Here is a 25,617-nt window from a genome sequence, read left to right on the forward strand (position 1 = left end):
GCCTTTCAATACAAAATTTGAAAGGCTTTTTTTTAGGTAAGTTTAACAGTAACTATTCGTAAATATACTGAACTGTTTCCATTGTCATTCCTGATTGACTTATACTAGAGGTTAATGGAAAATCAGAAGTGTCATAAGTATACGAATAATTATCAGTATAAGTGAATCCGGTAGTTACCCGAGTTTCGGTTACGATATTGCGCAGCACACCTCTATTGCCTGCGTCGGCATAACCAGCTATTTTATCATATCCTAAAATGTTTTTATAAGGATTGTTTTTGGTGTCATAGGTATACGTGTAAGAAGAATTATCATCTCCTGTAGAAACTATTGATACTACTTCACCATCTAAAAGCGTTATTGTACGTGTAGTCACTAAGTCAGTTGGAGTAGCAGAAGCTGAATTCCCGTAATAGTAGGATGAAGAAATGGTTCCGTCGGAATTGTATGCAAACACTTCTCTTTCGGCTGTATCTTGTTCAAAATCCAAATAAATATAAGACGCTAATTTGTTATTCGAGTTATAAGTAAACGTTGATTGATCTATCAAAGCATCTGTGTCATCATATCCTTCTAACTTGGTAATCAAGTTCCCGGTATAAATAGCCTTGTAATAAGTGCCATCGGAGTCATTAACTCTAAGCAATTTATCACCAGTGTAGGTAAAGGTTTGCGTATCTGAATTTCCTGCATTATCCGTAGTAATCTCTTGACGTAATTTTTGGTTACTTGAAGAAGAATTACTATCGCTCGAAGAACAAGAAGATAGCATCAATAACAATGCACTACAGGCTAAAACTATTTTTTTCATTTTTAGATTTGTTAGTTAAATTCTTTGTAAACGTAAAGAAATTAAATCAATTATCACTTTATTTTATAAAATCCCTCACTTTTTCCAAGGCTTCTTTGATTCCGTTTCTATTTTTTCCCTTGCCTGAGGCGAAGAAAGGTTGCCCGCCACCGTTTCCGTCAATATATTTACCTAGTTCTCTAATTACAGTTCCGGCATTTAAGCCTTTACCTGCAACTAATTCTTTAGAAATATAACAATGAATGTTTGGCAAACCGTCTTCAATGGAAGCTAAGAACACAAACGAATTGGGTCTAGAAGTTCCGATGGCTTGCGCCAAATCTTTCGCCGATGCCATAGATAAATCTACTTGTTTGGATAGAAAATTAATTGCATTCACTTCTTGGAACTCGCTAACCAAATTATCTTTCAAGCCTTCTACTTTTTCTTTTAGTAATTGCTCAATCTGTTTTTTCAGTTTCGCATTGTCATCTTGTAATGAAACTACGGCTTTTAAAATATCTTGTGGATTTTTCAAGGTTTCTTTTATCGCATCCAAATCGGTTTCTTGTTGGCTAAAATAGTCTTTTACCGCATCACCCGTAATCGCTTCAATACGACGAATTCCGGCTGCAACCGCACCTTCTGATATGATTTTGAAATGCCAAATTTCAGCGGTATTTTTGACGTGAATTCCACCACATAATTCTTTGCTGTCTCCGAATTCAATCATTCGAACACTATCGCCATATTTTTCACCAAACAAAGCCATCGCGCCTTTTTCTAACGCTTCTTTAATCGGAATATTTCGGTGTTCTACCAAATTTAAGTGGTTTTGAACATTTGTATTTACAAAATCTTCAATTTTCTGCAATTGTTCTTCTGTAACTTTTGCGTAGTGAGAGAAGTCAAAACGAAGATGATAAGGCGATACTAGAGATCCTTTTTGTTCAACATGGTTACCTAAAATATCACGTAATCCTTTATGCAATAGGTGTGTCGCTGAGTGATTTTTAGCTGTATTGTCTCTTAAAGGCCAATTTACTCTTGCGTTAAAAATACCGTCTAACTTTGAAGGTAAATTTTTTGTGAAATGTAAAATCAGGTTATTTTCTTTCTTAGTGTCAATAATATCAATCGTTTCATTTGCTGAAAATAATTTTCCTTTATCACCAACTTGTCCTCCGCCTTCTGGATAGAATGGTGTATTATCTAAAACGATTTGGTATAAAATCCCATCTTTTTTAGAATCTACTTTACGGATTCGTGTAATTTTTACATCGTTTTCGGTTTGGTCGTAACCAACGAATGTTTCTACATTTCCTGGAATCAAAACGTTCCAATCTTCAGTAGAAACTTCGGAAGCCGCACGCGAACGGTCTTTTTGCGCCTTCATTGAAACATCAAATTCCGATTCGTTGAACGACATTCCTTTTTCTTTCAGAATCAAAGCGGTCAAATCTTTTGGAAAACCAAACGTATCATACAATTCGAATGCTTTTGCACCTGAAACTTCGTCGCCGTTAGTATTAGAAATTACATTGTCTAACAATTGCAACCCTTGATCTAACGTTCTCAAAAACGACGCTTCTTCTTCACGAATTACATTCGTAACCAATTGCTGCTGGGTTCTGATTTCTGGGAAAAAATCGCCCATTTGATGGGCCAAAACTTCAACTAATTTATTGATGAAAGGTTCTTTTGTTCCCAAAAATGTAAATCCGTAACGAATCGCACGACGCAAAATTCTTCGAATTACATAACCTGCACCCGTATTTGACGGAAGTTGTCCGTCAGCAATAGCAAAGGCTACGGCGCGAACGTGATCTACAATTACACGAATGGCAATGTTGGTTTTGTTTTGGTCCTCGCTTATATTTTTAACTTCGTTTGAAGTGTATTTTAATCCTGTAATTTGTTCCACTTTTTCGATAAGTGGCATGAACACATCAGTATCATAGTTTGATGTTTTTCCTTGTAATGCCATACACAAACGCTCAAATCCCATTCCCGTATCTACGTGACGCGCAGGTAATTTTTCTAAACTTCCGTCGGCTTTACGATTGAATTCCATGAATACATTATTCCAGATTTCAACAACCTGCGGATGATCGTTATTCACTAAACTTTTCCCTGAAACTGCAGCTTTCTCTTCATCTGTTCGTAAATCGACATGAATTTCAGAACACGGACCACACGGCCCTTGTTCGCCCATTTCCCAGAAGTTGTCTTTCTTGTTTCCAAGTATGATTCGGTCTTCGTTGATAAGTGTTTTCCAGATATCCCAAGCTTCTTGGTCAAACGGAACATTCTCTTCTTTGTTTCCTTCAAAAACAGAAACGTATAGATTTTCTTTTGGAATTTTATACACTTCGGTCAATAATTCCCATGCCCAATTGATGGCTTCTTTTTTGAAATAATCGCCAAAAGACCAATTTCCAAGCATTTCGAACATGGTGTGATGATAGGTGTCAAAACCTACATCTTCTAAGTCATTATGTTTTCCTGAAACACGAAGGCATTTTTGCGTATCGGCTATTCGATTGCTTTTAGGGGTAGCATTTCCTAAAAAATATTCTTTGAACTGTGCCATTCCCGAGTTGTTGAACATTAAAGTGGGATCGTCTTTTAAAACGATTGGCGCTGAAGGAACAATTAAGTGTTCTTTGGATTCGAAGAAGTGTAAAAACTGTTTACGAATGTCTTGTGATTTCATTTTAGATTATTAGACTGTTAGATCTTTAGATTATTAGATTTAAAAAAATGGTTCCTACTTAGCCCCGATTGCAGTGAAAATCCTTTTTGTAAAAAAAGATTGTAACGGAAAGCGGGAATATGGTTCATTAGAAAGCCAAACGTTGTGCTCCTAAGAATCTGAAACGAGTTCAGATTAAATAAAATTTAGGGTTTAACTGAAACATTTGCTAAATTTGTTCGTATAACCATTGTTTCTGTAAAACTTGCACAAAAATAGTATAAATTAAAAAATGGCGAAGAAAGTAAAGTATTATTTCGATACCGAAAGTTTAGCTTACCGCAAAATAAAAACAAAACTGTCCAAAAAACTAGGATATATAGGTTTGTTTTTATTGGCTTCTTCCCTATTTGGATTTTTATGTTTTGTGGCTTTATTGAATACTTCGTTTTTAGATACTCCAAAAGACCGATTGCAGGCACGTGAAATTGAAACAATGAAATTGCGGTATTCTATTTTAAATAGAAAAATGGATGAGATTGATGAAGTTTTGGCCGATGTTGCCGATAGAGATAATAATGTTTATCGTGCTTATTTCAATACATCACCAATTCCGATGGAACAACGAAAAGCAGGTTTTGGCGGTGTGAACCGATACAAAGAATTGGAAGGATTTAATAACTCGCAACTCGTTGTTAACACTTCTAAACGCGTAGACATCATATCGAAAGAGCTTGCTATTCAATCAAAATCTTTGGACGAGATATTGAAGTTGGCGAAAGAAAAAAATAAATTATTGGCTTCGATTCCAGCGATTCAGCCTGTTAAGAATGAAGCATTAAAGCATATTGCTTCGGGATTTGGTTATAGAAGTGATCCGTTTACCAAAGTGAGAAAGATGCATGAAGGAATGGATTTTACGGCAAAAACAGGAACACCCATTTTTGCGACAGGTGATGGCGTTGTGGCGAGTGCGGATAATTCGAAGTCAGGTTATGGAAATCATATTGAAATTAAACATGGTTTTGGGTATCTGACCTTGTACGGGCATTTAAGCAAGTACAACTGTCGTGCGGGACAACGAGTGAAACGTGGTGATGTAATTGGTTACGTAGGAAGTACCGGACGAAGTGAAGCACCGCATTTGCATTATGAAGTACATAAAGATGGGAAAGTGGTCAACCCAATTAATTTTTATTACGGAAATATATCGGCTGCAGAATATGTAGTAATATCAAAAATGGCTAATCAGGAAAATCAATCTCTCGACTAATGCGTGGAAAAAGTGTTCCGTGTTCACTTCATAGTGTTCCGTGTTCCAATTTTAGCGTATAGTTTAAAAAATAGTTTAAAATGCATATAGAACTAACAGAAGGCAAAAGATATTACAGCATTGGAGAAGTTTCCAAAGCTTTTAACGTGAACACATCCCTGATTCGCTTTTGGGATAAAGAATTCGACATCTTAAAACCAAAAAAAAATGCAAAAGGAAACAGGATGTTCACTCCTGAAGATGTAAAGAATTTACAACTTATATATCATTTGGTTAAAGAACGTGGCTTTACACTTGAAGGGGCGAAAACACATTTGAAGGAAGGTCAAAAGAAAACCTTGGACAAATTTGAAATCATTAGTAAGCTGGAGACCATCAAATCGCAATTAGTGAATATTAAAAATCAATTATAAAAATTACAAAAAATCACTGGCAATTGCAATTTCAAAAATCAATGCCGATGACTAAAATTAAAAACAAATACTTAACTTTAAATTAAACAAAAAATGGATTTTAAAAAATTTTTACCTTGGATTATTGGAATTGGACTTATTTTAATCATTGCCTTTTGGGTTATAGGAATTAAAAACACCGGATTAAGAAAAGATCAGGCCGTAAATAAAGAATGGGGAAATGTGGAAACATCGTATCAAAGAAGAAATGATTTAATTGGAAATTTAGTCAATACAGTGAAAGGGGCCGCCGATTTTGAGAAAAGTACTTTAACTGCAGTAATTGAAGCTCGTGCAAAAGCAACTGCAGTGACTATCGACCCAACCAATGTTACACCGGAACAATTGACTGCTTTTAATTCTGCTCAATCAGGAGTTTCGTCTTCTTTATCACGATTATTAGTATCTGTGGAGCGTTATCCTGAATTGAAAGCCAATGCTAACTTCTTGAAACTACAAGATGAATTAGCCAGTACTGAAAACCAAATTCTGACTGCAAGAACTAGATTTAATGAATCTGTTCAGGATTATAACGGTTATATTATGGCTATACCACAAAGTTGGTTTTTAAGCTACAAAGAAAAACCATATTTCAAATCGGTTGTTGGTGCTGAAAAACCTGTTGAAGTAAAATTCTAAAGCCCATAACCCCAAAGGGGAATTAAAAAATAAAAATATGTCTAAAGTAGAAGATTTTTTAACCATTGCTGAAGAACAAGAAATTGTTGCAGCTATTGGCTTAGCCGAGAAAAATACTTCTGGCGAAATCAGAGTACATATAGAAAAAGAAACTTCCGTTGCTGCTATTGATAGAGCGATGGAAGTCTTCCGTAATCTTACTATGGAAAATACTCAGGAACGAAATGGAGTAATCATTTATGTAGCGGTTAAAAGTCATCAGTTCGCTATTTATGGTGATAAAGGAATTAACGAAAAAGTAGCTGATACTTTTTGGGATTCTACAAAAGATGCTATGGCTAGCCAATTCAAAGATGGAAACTTTAAGCAAGGTTTGATTGATGGAATTTTAAAAGCCGGAGAGCAACTAAAGGCACATTTTCCTTATCAAAACGATGATACAAACGAACTTTCAAACGAAATATCAAAAGGATAACTATGAAAATTACGAATTACGAATTACGACCCGAGCAAGAAATGCAAATTGTTTGTAGCGGAGCGGAAAAAATTACGAATTTCAAAGGAGTTTTAAAAATCATATCTTTTGTTGTTGCCTTATTTTGTTACTTACCCACTTTTGCTCAATTCACTATTCCTGAAAAACCAAGCATTCAGACTTCGGTATATGATTATGCTAACGTATTAAGCGCTGAAGAAAAAACACAATTAGAAGAAAAGCTAATTCGTTATTCTGATTCGACCACGACTCAAATAGTAGTTATTACCATTGAAAGTTTGAAAGGCGAAGACATTGGAATTTTAACACCAAAATGGGGACAAACTTGGGGAATTGGCGGAACCGCTAAAAACGATAATGGTGTAATCGTACTTTTGGCTAAAGCCGAAAGAAAAATATGGATTTCTGCAGGCTACGGATTGGAAGACCGATTGACGGCCGGAATTGGCGGAGAAATTACAAGAAATATAATCATCCCAGAGTTCAAAGCAGGAAGTTATTACAGAGGTTTAGACAAAGGCGTGGATGCGCTTTTTGATGTCTTTAAAGGCAAATACAAGGGCGAGCGAAAAACTGGTAAAAAAGACGGGAGCATTCCAATTATTCCGATCATCTTCATTTTTGTAGTCCTGATGATTATTATTTTTAAAAACAGAAAAAATGGTGGCAATTCCGGAAATTCTGGAGGCGGAATGGGCTTGGCCGAAATTATACTGTTAAGCAGTCTCGGAAGAAGCGGCGGTAGTGGCTTCGGTGGCGGTGGCTTTGGAGGAAGTTCTGGCGGCGGCGGATTCGGTGGCGGATTTGGCGGTGGTGGATTCTCGGGAGGCGGCTCTGGCGGAAGCTGGTAGAAAAAGTGTTCCGTATTCCGTTGCAGTTGGAAGTTTGAATTACAACTATACTTTTAAAAACATTTTTTGATTACAAAGTAATGTCAATTAGAACCCAAATGTCAGTCTGAGCCTGTCGAAGACTTTTCAAAAGCACTTCGACAGGCTCAGTGTGACAAACGCAACACCATTAACTATAAAATAATAATTGCACCCAACGATTAAACTAATAAGAAACCCTCGTTCAATGAACGAGGGTTTCTTATTTTACCACATAAATCGATTTCCAGTAGGTTTCTTTTCTTTTCCTCCAAACTTCTCAATCTTATACGTTAGTGAGAACATCGCGTAACGCTTTAAAACTATATTTTCTTCGTCACGTATTGTTGTTGGTGTAATCGTTCGCGTAGCATTCTGATTTTGGTTTAAGATGTCATATACTTTGACTTTTGCCATCAGCTTTTTATTGAAAAAACTATACGATATACTCGTGTTCCATAAGAAGAAGTCTTTCTTGAAACCATCAGCAATATTCGAATTGTACGTATATCCAAAATCATTACCAAAAATCCAATTCTTTGGCCAATAATTCGTAACCTGCATATTGAACTTATGGACAAAACTCGATGCCGAACTTACTACATAGTTCGAATATTTAGTATCATTAACCGTATATCTGTAACTTGGATTTATCGACAACAATTCGCCATAATCATAGGTGAAATTAACTCTTGGCGTAATGTCAAAAACATTGGCTTCATACAATTCGCCATTAGTGTAGCCTTTATTCAAATCGTAACCTGCATTGAATCCTATACCAAATTTATAACTGTGCGCTTCTTTTTTGATCGTTTTATTCCAATTGAAACCCAGCCAAGTTTCATAAGTTCCTTTAATATTCTCAAAAGTAGTGGTTCGCTTTCTATTGGCATCAAATGTTGTTGAAGAAACCACTTGATTATCATAAGCACTTCCACCAGCATATATACTATAACCACTGCGAGTTGCATAATCAAAATCTCTAAAACTAAAATACATTCGGTGTGATGTGTTGGGATCAAGATTTGGATTTCCAATATAGGTATTCAATGGATTGGCTAAATTCTCAACCGGCAGAATCTGACTAGCTTCTGGATAATAAACCTCATAATTATAGTTAATCCAAATGGCCTTAGTCTTAGTAAAATTATAGCCTCCGTAAATATCTGCTATAGGCAAAATGTAGTTCTTATTCAAATCAACCACATTACCAAGATATAGCGAATGATTATCAAATTTGGTGATCGCCTGACCTAAATTCACATACAATCGATACGATTTCTTTTCGATAGCAAATCCTGATTTAGCCCAAATGGTATTTCTACTTGATGTTAAATAGTTGGACAATGCATCATTTTGGATCGAATACGTTCCCAAAGTCGAATCAAAATCGAATGTTTCTCTTCCTTCCAACTTTTTTTCTTGTTCAAAACTCACGCTTGCATTTACGCGTAAAGAATCCAAAACAGGCTCATTATATTCAACTCCTGCATTATATTTGTCTGAAATATTTCGGGAGAATTTTATTTGGTTCCGAACATCATCGGGATCCGCTCCTTGATAAAAAAGGGTACTCGAATTGGTCAGGTTGTTTATCTCCGTTTTGCTATTTTCATTATTAAGCCAACCGCTGATGTTTCTCCCTTTTCTTTTGAAGGATTTATTGAAATCAATATTATTCTCAAAACTAGTTCTATCGTTTTCATTGGTTACAAAAGAAGAACTTTCGTTTAGCAATTGATTTGCCTCATCGAGTGATTGCTCAGAAGAATTAGATACCGATTGACTGTTTGATTTGGCAAACTTTGGAACAATAACGAAAGATGCCGTGGAATCAATTTTATATTCTAATTCCATATTCATGTTGTGACTGTATTTATTTTCTTTTAGATCAGATTCTGAATTTGTTGTAAAAATCCCATCGGGCAAAAAGTTAATCTGATTGGTTCTATTTTTATTGTTGCTATCGGCACTGGCAAAAAAATAACTTGCGGAATTATTGAAATCCTTAAAGAGTTCATCTGAATAATTTATTCCAACCAAATTAGAATGAGTGATTCCTCTATTTCCTCCAAAACGCATTCCGTTGAGTCCAAAAGAACCGTCGGAACTCGTGTAAAAGGAATTGTTCCGGCTTCCGCTCATATTGTCATAAATCTCATCCATAGAAAAACCCGTGGCATTGATATTATTAGACGAAGCCAACACACTAATCTTCCTTTTATCCTTAAAATAATTGACGAGTGCACTGCTTTCATACCGTTTATCGGTTCCGCCACCCGCCATAAATTTCCCAAAGAAGCCTTTGTTTTTATCTTCGTCAATAGTCAGGTTGATACTGGCATTATTGGAACTTGCGGCTTGCCCTGTGATTTCTTCCTTTTTGGTTTTGGTATCCGTAACCTGAACTTTATTGATAATATCCGAAGGCAGATTCTGTAATGCTATTTTTCCATCTTTATCAAAAAATGGTTTTCCGTTTACGAGAATCTGATTTACTTCTTTTCCGTTAACGGTAATTTTTCCTTCGGCATCAATTTCAACACCCGGAAGTTGTTTTAGCAACGTTTCCACATTCGCATCGGGACGCAATTTAAATGAGGAAGCGTTGAATTCTAGAGTATCTTTTTTAATTCGGATGGGTGGCGCTTCACTTTTGATTACCACTTCATCCAAGTTATTCGAAGCTTCTTTCAATTCGATAGTACCAAAATCCTTGTCTTCATCCACCGAAGGCACTTTAGTTTTAGACTCTTGAAAACCTAAATAAGAAATTTTAAGGAAAACAGGTTGTGTGATTTTTCGAATCTTGAAATCAAAAGTTCCGAGTTTGTTAGTAATGGTGTAATCTATAACGGCAGAATCTTTTACAGAGGAGAGATAAACGGTTGCAGATTCGATGGGTAATTTAGTAGTTTCTTCAACAACTTTTCCTTTGAGGGCAATCGATTTTTGAGAGAATGAAAAAGTGCTTATAAAAATAAAACAAAGCAACAGGAGTGATTTTGGCATAAAAAAAAATTAGCGGTTGGTATTTAATAAAATAATAACGGCTAATTTCTGATTTTATTATCCAACGATAAAATTCTTACGGAAGTTTAACATATAAATTACTTCAGAATATACCTGTGGATAGCAAAATTCCCATTGATGGGGATTTTTAAATGAATTTTAAGTTGTTGATTTACAATATTATTAATCAATAATTAATTATCATATGAAAAAACGATTATGGCACTTGCTATTTAGTATGTTCAGTATTTTTCTTGTTATCATAACTTTTGGAAGTTGTGAAGCTGAAAAAGAATTTAGTAATAGTGAGAAAATGATAGTAAGGCGTTGTTCAATGAAAGATATAGATTTAAAATCGAACATTAAACTCAATGAAGCTGTAAATACCTTTAAAAGAATACAAAGCAACCTTGGTTCAAACAACAGAATAGTTTACAACGATCATTTTGATCTTTATTTTGACGATGAAAAAGGGATTTACATGGAAAAAGACGGAAAACAATCATATACTTTTCCCATAATTCAAAATGATAATAATGAAAACATAAAAAATATTACTTTCAATAAAAATAGTGATAATGACTATGACGTTTATATTTTGAAGTATGATTTTAATAAAGAAGATGTTCAAAACTATCCGAAAGAAGTTTTGACTCAACGTGAAGCCGAATACCAAGTTTTAGTAAAAAACGGTGTAGAGTATCCGATAGAAGAAATGCGAATGGTATGTGTTAGGACAGTAACCACTATAACAAATGTAGAATTTCATGAAAACGAAGGAGGTAATGGACTTTATTTTATTTGCGTTACAATAACTGAAACCGTAGACTGTAATTCAATAGGAGTTGGCGGTGGCGCTGGTGGTGGTGGAAGTGGTGGAAGTGGCGGATCAAGTTCTGGAGGAATAGGTGGTGCTGGTGGTGCTGGTGGTGCTGGTGGTGCTGGTGGTGCTGGTGGTGCTGGTGGTGGGAGCAACACTCCTATTCCAACGTCACCTGATCCTGTAACTCCACCTACTAATCCAAATCCTAATAGCCCTATTATAACAGGACCTGTAATTGATAGTGATTTTGAAGGGCAGGCTCCAGTAAAAACACCTTATGAACAGTTGAAAAATTTATTCAAAACAGATAGTATCAATGCCAATAATGCTCCGAATTGGAAGCCAAAAATAGAAGAGCTGATGGACTATGCAGCTGAGAATCTTGCTCATGAAGTAGCCTATAATTTTTCGAAAAACAATATTGGAGAATATTCAGTAAGTTCTCTTATATCTGACCCTACTTCTCAAAACTCAGCTCCAATTCGAATCGGGGGAGACTATTATGGAGGTGGACATACACATACTGTAATGTTATATCCTATATTTTCATGGTCTGATGTTTACACTCTTTTTAACTTATATAACAGAAGTTCTACTAATAACAAAGAAGACGTTACTTTTATATTAGCAGCAAAAGAATGTATAACTTGCGATGAAGTAAATGTTTTTGTAATAAAAGTGGAAGATTTTAATAATTTTAGAACAAAGATCAATATAGACATGAATAATTCTCGAACAGCTGGTTTCACACGTCAACAAATGATTGATTTTGCAGATGGTAATTTTGCAAAAAAATTTAATGCTGGTATGAATTTAGCTCAGTGCGAACAATTATTTCTGGAAAACTTTGCTAACCATAGTATCTCACTGTATAAGTTAAATAATAACTTAGACGGATGGAATAAATTATCGCTATCTTCAAATCCAATATCTCCTATTTTAGAAACACCGTGTAATTAAAAATGAAAAAAATGAAAAATATAACAATCATAATAATCACAATAATGATTTGCATATCATGTAAATCACAAACAATAAATATTAAAACCTGGGATGGCACCAAAACCAACGGAGCATATTACAAAGATGTTGATAATGAGTTAAATCAATTTGAAGGCACTTATAAGTATGTTAATGGTAACAATGAATTAACTATGGTTTTCAAAAAACATATTAATTTTTATATGTTTCCTTATTCAGAAGATTTATTAGCAGGTGAAATAAAATATAAAAAAGACGGTGTGACTTTATTTGACAATCTTAATAAGATAAATCAAAACCTAACTAATAAATATTTGCATGATATATGCGGCAATTCATTGATTACTAACACTGTACGTCCGATATGTGAAGATTGCTTACCCAATCAGTTCAGAGCCAGATTAATCTTTTTTGGAAGAAGCAATAACGATATAGGAGGAAGCGTTTTTCTGCAAAAATTTACAGAAGGAGGTCAGGAAAAAATGAAAGTTTTGATTTTGTACGGAGAAAGGTCGTACCAGGATGGAGAACCAATACTTTCTCCTTTGATTCCTTGGGGATATTATGTATTGACAAAAATACCTTAAATTTTAAATAACTACTCATAAACAAGTGAAGGGTTAATCTTTATAAATGAAAAAAATATTTCAAATAACACTTATACTGCTGTTTTCTATAAGCTGTAAAGCGCAAAATCCTATTTTACCGCTTTATGGAAACTCTTCAAATTATGGAAACACCGAAGGAGCTTATTACAAAGACATTGATGGGTTTCAAAATCAATTCCTTGGAACATGGTTGTACACCCATGGCAGTACCTCATTAAAAATGACATTTATTGCGAAGAATATGGTTCACTCAACTGTAGGTTCAAAAAATTATTACACAGACTATATTGTCGGTGAATATCAATATATTCAAAACGGTGTAGAAAAAGTCAACACTTTGGCCAATTTGAATGATAACTATGATGAACTGTATGACTACAATTTATGTAGTGTTTCACAAATAAGAGGGAGCGTTTTTCCAAAATGCGTTGAATGTCCTGCCGATGAAAAACGCATGAGCATGAAGTTTAACGACCCTGAGAGAAGAGATATTTGGGGAGGAATAGATTGCGCTTTTGCAATGAGACGTTACTTTGACGGTGGTGTTGAAAAATTAAAAATTTGGTTAAGATATGATGGTAATGGCTTAGAGAGGCTATATACTTTTGATGGACCACATACCGACATTTCTACTTTTAACTTACCCTACGGTGAATACGTTTTAGTTAAACAACCCTAAATAAACTAAAAACCTCGTTCAAATGAACGAGGTTTTTTTATTATTTCTCCCTAATATAAATATCTATCGGAACACCTGAGAAATCCCAGTTTTCACGGATTTTATTTTCTAAGAAACGTTTGTACGCTTCCTGAACGTATTGCGGTAAGTTGGCAAAAAACACGAACTGTGGCGTTGGCGTTGGCAACTGCATGCAATATTTAATCTTTACGTATTTCCCTTTTAATGCCGGTGGCGGATGCGATTCAATTAATTTCAACATAAAGTCGTTGAATTTTGAAGTTTGGATACGTTGCTTTCTGCTTTCAAAAACCTGAACTGTGGTTTCTAATGCTTTTAACAAACGCTGTTTTGTTAATGCGGATACGAACAAAATCGGCACATCGGTAAACGGCTTTAACTCCTCACGGATTTTAGCCTCGTAATCACGCGTTGACATCGTATCTTTTTCAATCAAATCCCATTTGTTCACTAAAATCACAACACCTTTTCTGTTCTTTTCGGCAAGCCAAAAAATACTTTGATCTTGTCCTTCAAAACCACGAGTTGCATCTATTAAAAGAATGATTACATCAGAATGTTCAATAGCACGAACCGAACGCATTACCGAATAAAATTCCAAATCTTCTTTAACTTTGGCTTTCCTACGAATTCCGGCAGTATCAACCAAGTTGAATTCAAAACCAAAACGGTTGTATTTGGTATCGATAGAATCACGCGTTGTTCCGGCAATGTCGGTAACTACAAATCGGTCTTCACCAATTAAAGCATTGATGAATGATGATTTTCCAGCATTGGGACGTCCCACCACACAAAATCTTGGTAAAGCTGCTTCTTCTTCAGATACTTCTGGTAATTCTGGTAAAACTTCAACCAGTTTATCCAAAAGTTCGCCTGTTCCGCTTCCGCTGATGCTGGCAATTGTGAAATATTCACCTAAACCTAAGTTGTAAAACTCAATGGCGTCTTTTTCACGCATTGCATTATCTACCTTGTTTACGGCTAATAAAATAGGTTTCGTAACTTTTCTCAATAATTTGGCGACCTCAGCATCCATTGGTGTAATCCCTTCTTCCACATCTACTACAAAAATAATAGCATCGGCTTCATCGATAGCCAATTCCACCTGACGACGGATTTCGCTTTCAAAAATATCGTCTGAACCTTTGATGTAACCACCTGTATCAATTACAGAAAACTCCTTTCCATTCCACTCACTTTTTCCGTAATTTCTGTCGCGGGTAACGCCACTAACCGAGTCAACAATAGCTTCTCTTCTTTTGATTAAACGATTAAAAAAAGTAGATTTCCCTACGTTTGGTCTTCCTACTATGGCTACAATATTGTTCATGCTATATTTAAATAAGGGTGCAAAGGTAGTATTAATGAGTGCAATATCAATTTTTTTATTACTTTAGTCTGTAATTTCAAACCGATTTCTTGCATGGAAACACACAATGACATACAATTAAGACCTCGATTTTATAAAGATGTCGATGAAAATATTGATATCGTGCGACAGAAGTTTGTGGAACATATCAAAACCGCTTCACCAGAATATCTAATAAAAATTAGAAACAATCATATACAGTTTACGATTCGAGGTGAAAAACAGAAATATTGGTCGCCGTATTTAACCATCGAATTGGAAGAGCAAGAAGGAAATGAAAAAAATTCGACACACATTCGAGGATTGTTCGGCCCGGCTCAAACTTTGTGGACGTTCTTTATGTTTTTACACTTTATTATAGCCGGAATATTTTTAGTTTTTTCAATGTTTGCCTATTCGCATTGGGCACTTCATCAACCGATAAAAACTGATTTAATAATTGTATCACTAATGGTTGTTTGTTGGGTATTGTTGTACTTCATAGGCCGACAAACCAGAGCCAATGGTTTTGGACAAATGGATGAATTACACGAGGAATTTAATAAAATTATAGGCTAATTATTTTTGGTTGTAACCAAATCTACGCAACTGAAAAGCATTACTTCTCCAATCTTTATTGACTTTTACATACAATTCGATATGGATTTGTTTTCCGAAGAATTTCTCTAAATCTTCACGCGCCATCATTCCGACTTTTTTTAAAGCACCCCCTTTGTGTCCGATGATGATTCCCTTTTGCGTATCGCGTTCGACCATTATTACCGAACGGATTCGGATGATTTTCTCGTCTTCAATAAACTCTTCGGTTTCTATTTCTACGGCGTATGGAATTTCCTTTTCGTAATTCAGAAGTATCTTTTCACGGATGGTTTCGTTAACAAAGAAACGTTCCGGTTTATCCGTTAAAGCATCTTTTGGATAATAGGCTGGCGAAACCGGAAGCAATTCAAGGATTCTAGCAAACACTTCTTTCACATTGAAATTCTCTAAAGCGGAAATTGGATAAATCTCTGCATTCGGAACTTTCTCTTTCCACAAAGCAATTTGTTCTTCTAACTGTTCTTGATTGGATTTGTCAATTTTGTTTAGCAACAGCAAAACGGGAATCTTAGCGTGAATGATTTTATTAAAAAAATCTTCGTCTTTCAATTCTTTTTCTCCAATTTCGACCATATAAAGCAGCACATCGGCATCCTCAAAAGCAGATTTTACAAAATCCATCATCGATTTCTGCATTTCATAAGCGGGTTTAATAATTCCGGGTGTGTCCGAAAGGATTACCTGAAAGTCATCTCCATTTACAATTCCGAGAATCCTGTGACGCGTAGTTTGTGCCTTAGAAGTAATGATTGACAATCGTTCTCCAACGAACGCGTTCATTAAAGTTGACTTCCCTACGTTGGGATTTCCAATGATGTTGACGAATCCTGCTTTATGTTCCATGATACATACTGTTTTTGCGGTGCAAAGATAGGTCTTATTTTCTTAGCGATAGCGTGTTCAAAACAGACAATCACTTCTATAAAATGTATTACTATTTTATTGTAAACTTTAAAGGCAAGACTAACTGTCACTAAAATATAAAAACAAGAGAAATTTTTGACTGACGTGTTGGATTGTACGCATCATATTTTCCGTTTTTCGTACGGCAGTAGCAAAGCACCGGATAAATTCGTGAAAATAACAAAAATATTTTATCTGAAAAAAATGAGATTAGCATAGTTAAATCAAACCTTGCAATCATTTTTAACGTTAGGATTGGTATAAAATCTTTTTAAATAAAGTAATTATGATTGATAGCTTATTTGTGAGGATAACTAGTTAAATTCTTGACATATTTATTTATAATATATTTGGTAACTGGTTTTAATGACTTACCAGTTACAGGATGAAAACCATCTCCTAAATTATTGAAAAATTCTGGAACATTGTCTTTTTTACAATACCAAACTATTGCTTTGTCACTTTTAAAAAAAGCTGTGGTATCACATACCTTAATTTTCTTCAATTCAAGTGCCTCTTTATTTATCGGAACAATTGGTGCATCAGCAAAAAAATTATTCCTTTCTGTTTTGCAATCAATCATTTCATAATGGTCAATTTGCCATTGCATACATTGATTTTCTGGAAAAATCACATTCTTGACTGTATAAATCCCAAGAACCAAAGTCATTGCTGCGAATCCAAAAACTATGTTTCTTTTTCTCTTAGCTTTAGAAACAATACTACTTTCATCGACCGAATCCACTCCTATTGCAGCTGTTTTAACAAAATCATTTTTAGTTACTATTTTCTCGACTACAATTTCATCTTTGAAATATTCCTTTCCAAACTTCAAAAAAGGTCTAGGTCTAAAATCTACCAATATAGCAGCTAATTCTAGTGTTGCTAAATCATTGGTATCTGAACTTTTTTTAAAAAAATTCTCAATAGGTCTAAATCGATCTGTTTCAGATTTTAACTTGTTTAAGTTCCCCTCACCAAATTCAAATCCAAAAAAAATCTTGAATGCATTCAGGTCATTTATCTGATTATTTCCCTTAAAACGTTCAACACATAATTGCCTCAATTTTGCCCTTGAATTTTGTATCAAATAACTAGAATATAAGCCATTCTTTTCCTTTTCAAATTGTTGTTGTATTGCCTTTTTATAGACATCAAGTAAATCTTCTCTCATACTTCAATGGGGATTTTTAGGAATAATAAGGAATTAATGGAATTCTAGGAATCCGTCTCAAACACCAGTCAAAAAACCACATTCCTTTGTATCAGAATTAGTTTTTGTTCTTTTCGCGATAAGAACAAATGTACAAAACTACTTCAAAAAGTGATGCTATGCAGAACTGAATATTTATTCGGAAAGTATAACTAAACGGATCTGCAAAAGCTCACTTCACTTTCCAAAAAGCATATTGAGTACTCAAAAAACCGCAGTGCTAAAATCATTGCAAAGGCTTCGGACAAAATCCGGACAGCAACAACTATGTCTAATTTTTAATATCAAATAGAATGAAAAAATTACTTTTTTTATCAATTCTTATAGCTTCATCAGCAATAATGACTTCCTGCACGGCAGATCCAATTACTGATTCTGCCCCAGCAGGGATAAATGCTGAAGACACAGGCGGTCAGGGTGGTCAACTGCCACCACCGCCACCGCCACCGCCAAAACCAGGTGTAGGCATCGGAGGATAATATTTTACAGAAAATAGTATCAGGATAAATAAAATTGAATAATTTCGGGAAATGATACTCAAAAGGTTAAGTTTCCCGATTTTACTAGTTATGCTGCTCTTCTATTCCTGCAATAAGGGTTCCAATACTCAAAATTCTATTAACAATAATAGTTACATAAAATACAAAAAAAGTACTGACCTTGCTTTTTACTACAAGGAAAAACAGCTATTTGACAGCGCTTTTTATTATTTTGATAAAGCAAAAAACACAAGCCAAAATGGGAATCAAAAGGCATACGTCTTACTTGAGATGGCATGGATACAAAAACTTTTTAGTGATTTTTCTGGAAGTGAATCTACGGCGACCGAAGCCTATAAAAATGCAGAAGGACCGTTATACCTTCCCTACATTTATAATGCTCTGGCTCTTGTTTATAAAGAACAGTATAATTATGACGAAGCCTTAAAATATTATAATAAGTCTTATAATAAGTCACTAAGTAATTCGGAAAAATGCACAATCAGAAATAATATAGCAGTAGTGTATCTCGCAAAAAAAGAGTTCAATACTGCAATTAAAATCTTATACAAGAACATCGAAAATGATTCCTTAAAGAAGGATAAAACTATATATGCCAAATCACTCGACAATCTTGGTTATGCACTTTTAAAAACGAAGAATTCTAAGGGATTTGATTGTCTGAAACAGTCAGAAAGGTTAAGAGATTCACTTAATAATGACTTCGAAAAAATACCATCGTACATTCATCTTTCAGAATTCTATCAGGAAAACAATCAGAAACTCGCCTTCGATTTTGCACAAAAGGCATATCAAGCAGCTACTCGAATCAATAGCCCTGATGATCGAATAGAAGCGCTTAAGTTTTGTATAATTAATGCTGAACCTATAAATATAAAAGCACTCGCAGTACATCAGATGCAGCTTTCAGATAGCATCAACAGAGTGCGTAGCTCTGCTAAAAATCAATTTGCCAAAATAAAATATGATTCCAGTAAGGCTATAAAAGAAAAAGAAAATACCGAAAAAGAAAAACAGCAAGTAAGCTTTTTATTTATTGGCATCATCTTAATTTTACTACTTATAATTTTTTTGGTTCGTTTTTTCAACAGACGGAAATTTAAAAACTCTGTATACACTACTGAAACACGAATTGCTAAAAAGATTCACGATGAATTGGCAAACGATGTTTTTAAGGCGATGAATTACGCGGAGAATCAAGATTTGCAAAATCCCGATAAGAAAGAAATTCTACTTCAAAATTTAGATGATTTGTATACGCGGACACGAAACATCTCTCAAACAAACAGTGAGATTGAAACCGGTGAAGAGTACAAAGACTTTCTAATTCAGTTGCTCAACAGCTTCAGCAATGAAAATGTAAACGTAATTATCAATAATAGCAGTAGTATCGATTGGTTGAAACTTAAAAAAGAAATCAAAATTGCTGTTTACAGAGTGTTGCAAGAATTAATGGTAAACATGAAGAAGCATAGTGAAAGTTCTGTTGTTATAATTAGCTTTGAACACGATACTAAATCCATCCAAATAAAATATTCCGACAACGGCAAAGGTATAGTTCAATTAGAAAATCACAAAAAAGGACTGCACAATGCGGAAAACCGTATTCATGCCATAAAAGGAACTATTACTTTTGAGACAGAATCTGGCAAAGGATTCAAAACAAAGATTATAATTCCAAAGTAAGCGCGATATGTACAAAAAAGTTTTAATTGCCGAAGACATAGACAGCATAAGCATTTCAGTTTCCCAAACACTAAACCAGCTTGGAATAACTAACATTGATACAGTAAAATATTGTGATGATGCTGTACTTAAGGTAAAAAAAGCCTTAGCTGATGGAATTCCGTACGATTTATTTATATCTGATTTATCATTTGAATCCGATCATAGAGCCGTAAAAATTAAAAACGGAGAGGAAGCAATCGGCACTATAAAATTGCTTCAACCCAATCTAAAAATCATTGTGTATTCTGTTGAAGATAAAAGCTTCCGCGTAAAAAGCCTTTTAGAAAGCGGAATTATAAATGGTTTTGTGCACAAAGGCCGAAACAGTATTGAACAACTTAAAATTGCTATTAACAAAACGCACGACGATGACAGTATATTCCTTTCGCCTGAAATGGAATATATTTTAAAAGACAAAAACACGCGCGAAATAGATGAAGTCGATATCCAAATCATCAAACAATTAGCTTTAGGAGTTTCACAGGATGAAATAGAATTCCGTTTCAAAGAACTTGGAATAACACCAAACAGCAAAAGCACCATCGAAAAAAGAATAGGAAAACTCAAAGACTATTTTAAAGCAAATAATTCGGTGCATCTAATAGCCATTGCCAAAGACTTAGGCATCGCGTAATAATTGATAATTGATAATTGACAATTAATAATTGATAATTGATAATTGATAATTGATAATTAATAATTGATAATTATTTAACCTCCTTTACGGTTTTCCGTAAGGAATGCATTTCTATTGGTTATAAGTTTGGGATATTATTTTAAATGCAAGGCCCAATGAAATTATACTATGTCAGCACCAACAAACACAGTAATGGTGATCATGAGGTTCATACTTCTGATTGCAGTCTGCTGCCCAATTTTGTAAACCGAAAATACCTCGGGCACTTCGCAAGCTGTAAAGAGGCCGTTTTAGAAGCAAAAGACTCTTATCCACAATCCAATGGGTGTAAAATTTGTACGGATGACTGTCATACTGCCTGATACTCATTAAGGTAGATTGCTTGCGCCAGATAGTAGAGTGTGGTGTCTACTATTCTGGTTGCAGGTAGCAACTAGTAATTCTATTATTTGTTAGTATAAATCGCATAAAGAAACTATTCTGCATTCTAGTTGCAGACCTATTTGTTAAAATTGTAAAGTTTTGGATATACGAGTTATAATAAAGATGCACGAACTAATAAAAGACAACAGAGCCGGGAATTCGGAAGAGCTTTCGATGCGACTTGGTATTTCGGTTCGTTCGGTATACAATTATATCACATATATGAAATCTGAGCTCAATGCTCCAATAACTTACGATTCGCAGAATAAGATTTACTGTTATGAAAGGGAATGCGAATTGAATTTTGGAGGATAACAGATCCAAATTCACAAAAGTGGAGTTCAGAAACCACTCAAATAAACGAGGAGTAACCTAACCAAATACAAAAAAAACAATTTTAAAACAAAGATTATGAAAAAATCAAATGTAGCCTTCATTTTAATAGGTTCAATTTTAGGATTTACAAACTTTGCACTTGCTCAATCTCAAAATGCAACAAATGAAATCAAATACCGCAGAAGCTCTTTGCATACCATGGTAATTGAATCCGATAAATTTCCAAAAAAAGACGTAGTACTAAATGCATTCAATAATGCACCCTTTCCTGAGAAGTACAACGATCATCAAATTGGTGCAAAATCTTTCAATCCAAACAATTACACATTATCCGCAGAAGAAAAGGCTACTATATATAAACCGTCAAAAGTGGGTAAATTCCTGACTGCTGCGGCTGAAATAAAAACAGATTCGGTATCAAAAGAACTTCCGATTAGAATTCAAAAATATTTAGACAAAGAGAAAATAGCGAATAAACTGGTAGCAAAATGGTTTGACAGAAAGGACGATGGAAGCTTTGATAGTCGTTTGATTGAAGATCGAGGTGTATTTAATGCTTCATTTCTTGAAACAAAGTCTGCTTTATCATCATCTGATGGAGAAGCATTATTAAAAACCGCTGGATTCGAATTAATAGACAACACTTTTGTGGTTATTAATAAATTTAATTTTGTTGCTAATGAACCTGTAGCTCGTGCAATAAGAGATGCGGCTAGAGAAGCGGCTAAAGACACACCTGCTCTACTTGCAGGTAAAGTAAATAAAGGTATTGATGCTGTATATGAAAAAACAAAAGAAGGATATTCTATTTGGGCAACTTCTTATTTATATAAATTAGTCTGGAATGAAGCAACTGCAAATACATTCTATACTGACCTTTATATGGATAAAAACGCTGTTAATCCTAAAAAGAAATTAGCCTTTGATAACTCTGATTTATTTAAGTTAGAGTTTGTAGGTGACGAAAGTGCTTCAGGTCTAATTACATTTTCATTATCACAAAAAAGAACTGAAGATCAAATTATAGAACTTTCTACAATTAGAATTATTGATAATGTATATGCTAAACTTCAAAAAAAGTATGATGTTTTCAAAACAAAAACACCTCTATATACTGGTGATCCTATTACTGCTAAAATTGGAAAGAAAGAAGGACTAGAGGGTGGTGAAAAATTTGATGTACTTGAACAAATTCAAGACCCAAAAACAGGCGTTGTAACCTATAAAAGTGTCGGCACTATTAAAGTTGAAAAAGATCAAATTTGGGATAACAACTTTGAAGACGGTGAGCAAACTGCCGATGCGAAACCTACAATTGACAGAACTACATTTTCGGGAGGTAAAAAGTTTGCCTCAGGGATGCTTATTAAACAAATTAAATAATTTATTACCCCCTTCAACTTTGAGATAAACTGAAGGGGGTTTTATTCAACTATAATTATGAAAAACATTTTAAAAAAAATAAACTTTTTACTCGTTATAATAGTAGCCTCAACTTCAACAATCTATGCTCAGAAAAACAGGAAAGCTAATAAAGATACTGAAGCATGGCGATATGAAATTGAAGCCGTACAAACCGGAACACAGGGAAGCTACTTAATTAAGGTTTGGTCCTATTCAAAAAAACCAGATGTAGCAATAGAGCAAGCTAAGAAAAATGCTGTACATGGAATTATTTTCCAAGGCTTTACAGGAACACAATCCGTTTCAGGCCAGAAACCCTTAACTACTAACGTAAATTTAGAAGAAGAAAAGTCAGATTTCTTCAAATCATTTTTTGCGGATGGCGGCAAGTATATGAAGTTTGTATCATTGTCAAACGACGGCGCTGTCGCGGCAGGAGACAGAATGAAAGTAGGTAAAGAATATAAAATTGGAGTAATAGTTTCAATTAATGTCGCTGCATTGAGAAGAGACTTAGAAGAAGCAGGAATTATTAAATCACTAGGTGCTGGGTTTAACTAATCTGTAATTATGAAAATAAATATAACACTCATTTGCGGTCTATTATTCGGATTACTAACACTTTCAAGTTGTGGCAACCAAAAAAAAACAATGGGTAATTATACATTTAAAACAGCATGTTTAAGAACCAACTTAGATGGCTCACAATCTTTAATAGCTTGGGGAAATGGCTAAAATAAAGAGAATGCCGTTGAGAATGCTAAAAGAAAAGCAATACGAGATGTGCTCTTTCAAGGAATTATTGAAGGAAAACAAGATTGCAATTTACCTCCACTAATCTTAGAAGTAAATGCACAGAATAAACATGAAGCTTACTGTAACCATTTTTTTGCAGATAACAATGAGTTTAAAGATTTCATTTCCGTAACAAAGGAATTAAAATCTTTTAAAGCGAGTGGAGATCAGAGTATAATTTATGGATTAGAAGTTCGAGTTTCACTACCTGAACTAAAGAAAAAAATGATATCAGACGGAATTCTTAAAAATTAACAATAAAATGACAAACAAATATTTTAAAAATAATGCCATCACATTAATGTTATTATTATCATCAACATTAATATTTTCACAAGCAGTAAATAAACCATCAATAATGGTTTTTCCTTCCGATGATTGGATGGAAAACAATAACTATATGGACACTGTAGATAATCAAGGAACACAAACTAAAGTTCCAAATTATGCAAGAGCTTTATTAAACGATGATTTAACTCAAGTAATTAGTACCATAGAAGGATTAATGAAAGAAAGAAATTATCCTTTAACAAATCTGTCTTCAACTTTAAAAGATATTACAGATAGAAACGCGTTGGCAAATGCTGAAACCAGTGAAGATGGCGCAAGTACAAGTGAAGGCCCAAAGGACAAACTATTAAGCACCGCGCGACCAGATATCGTATTATATGTATTTTGGAAAATCAACTCAATTGGTCCAAAAAAATCGATAACATTTAGACTTTCAGGTATAGATGCCGGAACAAATAAGCCTCAAGCAACTGCCGATGGTACCGGTAATGAATTAATTGGAGCCACTTTACCAGTAATGTTAAAAACATCAGTTTTGTCACATATTGACAATTTTAACTCACAGTTGATGACCTTTTTTGAGGAAATGCAAGTTAAGGGAAGGGAAGTTTCTGTAGAAATACAAGTCTTTGATGGAGCTCCTAAAAACCTGAACTCTGAAATTAACGAAGATGGCGATGAACTTTCAGATGATCTTAAAAGATGGATGAAATCTAATACGGTAAACGGTGCTTTTACCCTTCAAACTAAAACTGCTACCAAAATGCAACTTGTTTCTGTTCGGATTCCTCTCAGAGGTGAAGATGGAGCTGCTTACACAACGGATGATTTCGGTACTGCACTAAGAAAATATCTTAAAAAAACATATAAATTCCCAAGTTCTAATTACAGTATTGGAACCGGTAAAGCAGTTATAGTAATTGGAGGGAAAAGTCAGTAATAATCAATAAAATAAAAAACATGAAGAAAATTATCTTGTTAGGCATTTTCACAATGTGCTATAATTTCACTTTGGCTCAAAACGAAAAAGGAAGCACAAATGATGCTGCCAGAATAACTTTAGCAACTTATGTGCCGCAACAAATTGATATGATGCCCGATGCGGCCCGTAGTATTTTAGCAAACAAATTAAGTCAAATTGTAACCCAAAACGGAATGGGCGGATCAGCAAATAGCGAAAGATTTATTATTACCGCTAATATAAATGTGATTAGCAAAGATTTGACTCCTACAGCACCATCAATGACAGCCTTTGTATTGGAAGTTACCCTGCACATTGGAGATGGTATAGAAGGGACTAAATTTTCAAGCACATCAATTACTGTAAAAGGTGTCGGTGAAAACGAAACCAAAGCCTATATCTCTGCTTTGAAAGGTATTAATCCTAAAAATGCAACTATTCAAAGCTTTGTAGAAAACGGCAAATCAAAAATCATAGAATATTATACTAGCAAATGTGATTTTATAATAAAAGAAGCTCAAACTCTTGTAAGCCAAAATAAGTATGAAGAAGCAATTTATAAATTAACTAGTGTACCAACAGTTTGTAAAAGTTGTTATGATAAATGTATGGATGCAGTAGCGCCAATTTATAAAAAGAAAATAGACAGAGAATGTAAACTAAAATTAGCAGAAGCAACTAATTACTGGTCAGCAAATCAATCCGTTGATGTTGCAAATCAGGTCGGAGAACTACTTACTACAATAGATCCTTCAGCAGCTTGTTTTGGAGATGTAAAAACACTATCCAATAAAATAGCAGCAAGAGTTAAAGAACTAGATGCAAGAGAATGGAAATATATATTAAAAGACCAAGCACAAGAAAGTGAAAGAATAAAAGCTATTAGAGATATTGGAGTAGCTTATGGAAACGGTCAGCCAAAAACTGTTACTTACAATGTTAGAGGTTGGTGGTAGGATAAAATTAGTTTGGTTAAACATTTACCTTCTTAAATCTGAACAATTTCCCCATTGTTATAATGCTCAAAATAAGAATTATTTTATGTAAGAGAGTGTGAGTTACCTTTTGGCGGATAGTTTTTTATCAAAAATAGGATACGAACAAAATTTAACTATTTTT

The 25,617-nt window shown here is 34.4% G+C and carries 24 protein-coding genes; 18 read left to right on the top strand and 6 right to left on the bottom strand.

Going from position 1 to position 25,617, the window contains the following annotated elements; genetic code table 11:
* Window positions 1-52: 52 nt before the first annotated feature.
* Both PSU83_RS00525 and alaS read right to left on the bottom strand, forming a co-directional pair.
* Complete coding sequence (locus PSU83_RS00525) at window positions 53-811, bottom strand: hypothetical protein (protein WP_300585532.1); 759 nt, start codon at window positions 809-811, stop codon at window positions 53-55.
* A gap of 58 nt (window positions 812-869) precedes the next feature.
* Window positions 870-3,506 carry an alanine--tRNA ligase gene (gene alaS, locus PSU83_RS00530; RefSeq protein ID WP_300585534.1) on the bottom strand — a complete coding sequence of 879 codons (2,637 nt, stop codon included), beginning with the start codon at window positions 3,504-3,506 and terminating at the stop codon, window positions 870-872.
* Window positions 3,507-3,777: 271 nt separating this feature from the next.
* Between alaS and PSU83_RS00535 the strand changes: the two genes are divergently transcribed.
* The 5 genes from PSU83_RS00535 (at window position 3,778) to PSU83_RS00555 (ending at window position 7,196) form a co-directional block, all read left to right on the top strand.
* Complete coding sequence (locus tag PSU83_RS00535) at window positions 3,778-4,758, top strand: M23 family metallopeptidase (RefSeq protein ID WP_300585536.1); 981 nt, start codon at window positions 3,778-3,780, stop codon at window positions 4,756-4,758.
* Between the two features lie 80 nt (window positions 4,759-4,838).
* Window positions 4,839-5,171 carry a MerR family transcriptional regulator gene (locus PSU83_RS00540; protein WP_300585538.1) on the top strand — a complete coding sequence of 111 codons (333 nt, stop codon included), beginning with the start codon at window positions 4,839-4,841 and terminating at the stop codon, window positions 5,169-5,171.
* Window positions 5,172-5,264: 93 nt separating this feature from the next.
* The gene (locus PSU83_RS00545) at window positions 5,265-5,849 is read left to right on the top strand and encodes a LemA family protein (protein ID WP_300585540.1); all 585 of its coding nucleotides are present in this window, start codon (window positions 5,265-5,267) and stop codon (window positions 5,847-5,849) included.
* Between the two features lie 37 nt (window positions 5,850-5,886).
* Window positions 5,887-6,324 carry a TPM domain-containing protein gene (locus PSU83_RS00550; protein WP_300585542.1) on the top strand — a complete coding sequence of 146 codons (438 nt, stop codon included), beginning with the start codon at window positions 5,887-5,889 and terminating at the stop codon, window positions 6,322-6,324.
* A 2-nt stretch (window positions 6,325-6,326) separates the two neighbouring features.
* A complete protein-coding gene (locus PSU83_RS00555; protein WP_300585545.1) occupies window positions 6,327-7,196 on the top strand; it encodes a TPM domain-containing protein in 870 nt (289 codons plus the stop codon).
* A 246-nt stretch (window positions 7,197-7,442) separates the two neighbouring features.
* Here the strand turns inward: PSU83_RS00555 and PSU83_RS00560 are convergent, their stop codons facing one another.
* The gene (locus PSU83_RS00560) at window positions 7,443-10,226 is read right to left on the bottom strand and encodes an outer membrane beta-barrel protein (protein WP_300585547.1); all 2,784 of its coding nucleotides are present in this window, start codon (window positions 10,224-10,226) and stop codon (window positions 7,443-7,445) included.
* A gap of 313 nt (window positions 10,227-10,539) precedes the next feature.
* Between PSU83_RS00560 and PSU83_RS00565 the strand changes: the two genes are divergently transcribed.
* The 3 genes from PSU83_RS00565 to PSU83_RS00575 are packed head-to-tail and all read left to right on the top strand — an operon-like array spanning window position 10,540 to window position 13,317.
* Window positions 10,540-12,009, top strand: a complete 1,470-nt coding sequence (locus PSU83_RS00565; RefSeq protein WP_300585549.1) for a hypothetical protein — start codon at window positions 10,540-10,542, stop codon at window positions 12,007-12,009.
* A gap of 11 nt (window positions 12,010-12,020) precedes the next feature.
* Entirely contained in the window at window positions 12,021-12,617 is a 597-nt protein-coding gene (locus PSU83_RS00570; RefSeq protein ID WP_300585551.1) for a DUF6705 family protein, read from the top strand.
* A 46-nt stretch (window positions 12,618-12,663) separates the two neighbouring features.
* On the top strand, window positions 12,664-13,317 hold the full coding sequence (locus PSU83_RS00575) for a DUF6705 family protein (RefSeq protein ID WP_300585553.1): 654 nt from the start codon (window positions 12,664-12,666) through the stop codon (window positions 13,315-13,317).
* Window positions 13,318-13,357: 40 nt separating this feature from the next.
* Here PSU83_RS00575 and der read toward each other — a convergent pair whose 3' ends face one another.
* On the bottom strand, window positions 13,358-14,668 hold the full coding sequence (gene der / locus PSU83_RS00580) for a ribosome biogenesis GTPase Der (RefSeq protein ID WP_300585555.1): 1,311 nt from the start codon (window positions 14,666-14,668) through the stop codon (window positions 13,358-13,360).
* Between the two features lie 93 nt (window positions 14,669-14,761).
* On the opposite strand from der, the gene PSU83_RS00585 reads away from it, so the two are divergent.
* The gene (locus PSU83_RS00585) at window positions 14,762-15,265 is read left to right on the top strand and encodes a hypothetical protein (RefSeq protein WP_300585557.1); all 504 of its coding nucleotides are present in this window, start codon (window positions 14,762-14,764) and stop codon (window positions 15,263-15,265) included.
* Here PSU83_RS00585 and era read toward each other — a convergent pair whose 3' ends face one another.
* Entirely contained in the window at window positions 15,266-16,150 is an 885-nt protein-coding gene (gene era, locus PSU83_RS00590; protein WP_300585559.1) for a GTPase Era, read from the bottom strand. It lies immediately after the preceding gene.
* A 358-nt stretch (window positions 16,151-16,508) separates the two neighbouring features.
* Window positions 16,509-17,384 (bottom strand): hypothetical protein, encoded by an 876-nt coding sequence (locus PSU83_RS00595; RefSeq protein WP_300585561.1) that lies wholly within the window; start codon window positions 17,382-17,384, stop codon window positions 16,509-16,511.
* A gap of 332 nt (window positions 17,385-17,716) precedes the next feature.
* On the opposite strand from PSU83_RS00595, the gene PSU83_RS00600 reads away from it, so the two are divergent.
* From PSU83_RS00600 to PSU83_RS00640, 9 genes are all read left to right on the top strand, one after another.
* Entirely contained in the window at window positions 17,717-17,902 is a 186-nt protein-coding gene (locus tag PSU83_RS00600; RefSeq protein WP_300585564.1) for a hypothetical protein, read from the top strand.
* 291 nt (window positions 17,903-18,193) lie between these two features.
* Window positions 18,194-19,609, top strand: a complete 1,416-nt coding sequence (locus tag PSU83_RS00605; protein ID WP_300585566.1) for a tetratricopeptide repeat-containing sensor histidine kinase — start codon at window positions 18,194-18,196, stop codon at window positions 19,607-19,609.
* A gap of 7 nt (window positions 19,610-19,616) precedes the next feature.
* Window positions 19,617-20,285: a response regulator gene (locus PSU83_RS00610; protein ID WP_300585569.1), complete on the top strand. Its 669-nt coding sequence runs from the start codon at window positions 19,617-19,619 to the stop codon at window positions 20,283-20,285.
* A gap of 158 nt (window positions 20,286-20,443) precedes the next feature.
* The gene (locus PSU83_RS00615; protein ID WP_300585572.1) at window positions 20,444-20,650 is read left to right on the top strand and encodes a hypothetical protein; all 207 of its coding nucleotides are present in this window, start codon (window positions 20,444-20,446) and stop codon (window positions 20,648-20,650) included.
* Window positions 20,651-20,834: 184 nt separating this feature from the next.
* Window positions 20,835-21,026 (top strand): HTH domain-containing protein, encoded by a 192-nt coding sequence (locus PSU83_RS00620; protein WP_300585574.1) that lies wholly within the window; start codon window positions 20,835-20,837, stop codon window positions 21,024-21,026.
* A 96-nt stretch (window positions 21,027-21,122) separates the two neighbouring features.
* The gene (locus tag PSU83_RS00625; protein WP_300585576.1) at window positions 21,123-22,430 is read left to right on the top strand and encodes a hypothetical protein; all 1,308 of its coding nucleotides are present in this window, start codon (window positions 21,123-21,125) and stop codon (window positions 22,428-22,430) included.
* A gap of 57 nt (window positions 22,431-22,487) precedes the next feature.
* Window positions 22,488-23,012, top strand: a complete 525-nt coding sequence (locus PSU83_RS00630) for a hypothetical protein (protein ID WP_300585578.1) — start codon at window positions 22,488-22,490, stop codon at window positions 23,010-23,012.
* A gap of 496 nt (window positions 23,013-23,508) precedes the next feature.
* Window positions 23,509-24,477 carry a DUF6175 family protein gene (locus PSU83_RS00635; protein WP_300585580.1) on the top strand — a complete coding sequence of 323 codons (969 nt, stop codon included), beginning with the start codon at window positions 23,509-23,511 and terminating at the stop codon, window positions 24,475-24,477.
* 20 nt (window positions 24,478-24,497) lie between these two features.
* Window positions 24,498-25,454 (top strand): hypothetical protein, encoded by a 957-nt coding sequence (locus PSU83_RS00640; protein WP_300585582.1) that lies wholly within the window; start codon window positions 24,498-24,500, stop codon window positions 25,452-25,454.
* Window positions 25,455-25,617: the final 163 nt, after the last annotated feature.

The organism is Flavobacterium sp. (assembly GCF_029945805.1).
Lineage (GTDB): Bacteria > Bacteroidota > Bacteroidia > Flavobacteriales > Flavobacteriaceae > Flavobacterium.

Excerpts from the sequence above, each read along its gene's own strand:
- era (WP_300585559.1), bottom strand. The coding sequence starts at position 16,150 with ATGGAACATAAAGCAGGATTCGTCAACATCATTGGAAATCCCAACGTA.
- PSU83_RS00635 (WP_300585580.1), top strand. The coding sequence starts at position 23,509 with ATGACAAACAAATATTTTAAAAATAATGCCATCACATTAATGTTATTA.
- PSU83_RS00610 (WP_300585569.1), top strand. The coding sequence starts at position 19,617 with ATGTACAAAAAAGTTTTAATTGCCGAAGACATAGACAGCATAAGCATT.
- PSU83_RS00555 (WP_300585545.1), top strand. The coding sequence starts at position 6,327 with ATGAAAATTACGAATTACGAATTACGACCCGAGCAAGAAATGCAAATT.
- PSU83_RS00525 (WP_300585532.1), bottom strand. The coding sequence starts at position 811 with ATGAAAAAAATAGTTTTAGCCTGTAGTGCATTGTTATTGATGCTATCT.
- PSU83_RS00615 (WP_300585572.1), top strand. The coding sequence starts at position 20,444 with ATGAAATTATACTATGTCAGCACCAACAAACACAGTAATGGTGATCAT.
- PSU83_RS00630 (WP_300585578.1), top strand. The coding sequence starts at position 22,488 with ATGAAAAACATTTTAAAAAAAATAAACTTTTTACTCGTTATAATAGTA.
- PSU83_RS00575 (WP_300585553.1), top strand. The coding sequence starts at position 12,664 with ATGAAAAAAATATTTCAAATAACACTTATACTGCTGTTTTCTATAAGC.
- PSU83_RS00560 (WP_300585547.1), bottom strand. The coding sequence starts at position 10,226 with ATGCCAAAATCACTCCTGTTGCTTTGTTTTATTTTTATAAGCACTTTT.
- PSU83_RS00540 (WP_300585538.1), top strand. The coding sequence starts at position 4,839 with ATGCATATAGAACTAACAGAAGGCAAAAGATATTACAGCATTGGAGAA.
- alaS (WP_300585534.1), bottom strand. The coding sequence starts at position 3,506 with ATGAAATCACAAGACATTCGTAAACAGTTTTTACACTTCTTCGAATCC.
- PSU83_RS00545 (WP_300585540.1), top strand. The coding sequence starts at position 5,265 with ATGGATTTTAAAAAATTTTTACCTTGGATTATTGGAATTGGACTTATT.
- PSU83_RS00570 (WP_300585551.1), top strand. The coding sequence starts at position 12,021 with ATGAAAAATATAACAATCATAATAATCACAATAATGATTTGCATATCA.
- PSU83_RS00535 (WP_300585536.1), top strand. The coding sequence starts at position 3,778 with ATGGCGAAGAAAGTAAAGTATTATTTCGATACCGAAAGTTTAGCTTAC.
- PSU83_RS00550 (WP_300585542.1), top strand. The coding sequence starts at position 5,887 with ATGTCTAAAGTAGAAGATTTTTTAACCATTGCTGAAGAACAAGAAATT.
- PSU83_RS00565 (WP_300585549.1), top strand. The coding sequence starts at position 10,540 with ATGATAGTAAGGCGTTGTTCAATGAAAGATATAGATTTAAAATCGAAC.
- PSU83_RS00595 (WP_300585561.1), bottom strand. The coding sequence starts at position 17,384 with ATGAGAGAAGATTTACTTGATGTCTATAAAAAGGCAATACAACAACAA.
- der (WP_300585555.1), bottom strand. The coding sequence starts at position 14,668 with ATGAACAATATTGTAGCCATAGTAGGAAGACCAAACGTAGGGAAATCT.
- PSU83_RS00585 (WP_300585557.1), top strand. The coding sequence starts at position 14,762 with ATGGAAACACACAATGACATACAATTAAGACCTCGATTTTATAAAGAT.
- PSU83_RS00600 (WP_300585564.1), top strand. The coding sequence starts at position 17,717 with ATGAAAAAATTACTTTTTTTATCAATTCTTATAGCTTCATCAGCAATA.
- PSU83_RS00620 (WP_300585574.1), top strand. The coding sequence starts at position 20,835 with ATGCACGAACTAATAAAAGACAACAGAGCCGGGAATTCGGAAGAGCTT.
- PSU83_RS00640 (WP_300585582.1), top strand. The coding sequence starts at position 24,498 with ATGAAGAAAATTATCTTGTTAGGCATTTTCACAATGTGCTATAATTTC.
- PSU83_RS00605 (WP_300585566.1), top strand. The coding sequence starts at position 18,194 with ATGGCATGGATACAAAAACTTTTTAGTGATTTTTCTGGAAGTGAATCT.
- PSU83_RS00625 (WP_300585576.1), top strand. The coding sequence starts at position 21,123 with ATGAAAAAATCAAATGTAGCCTTCATTTTAATAGGTTCAATTTTAGGA.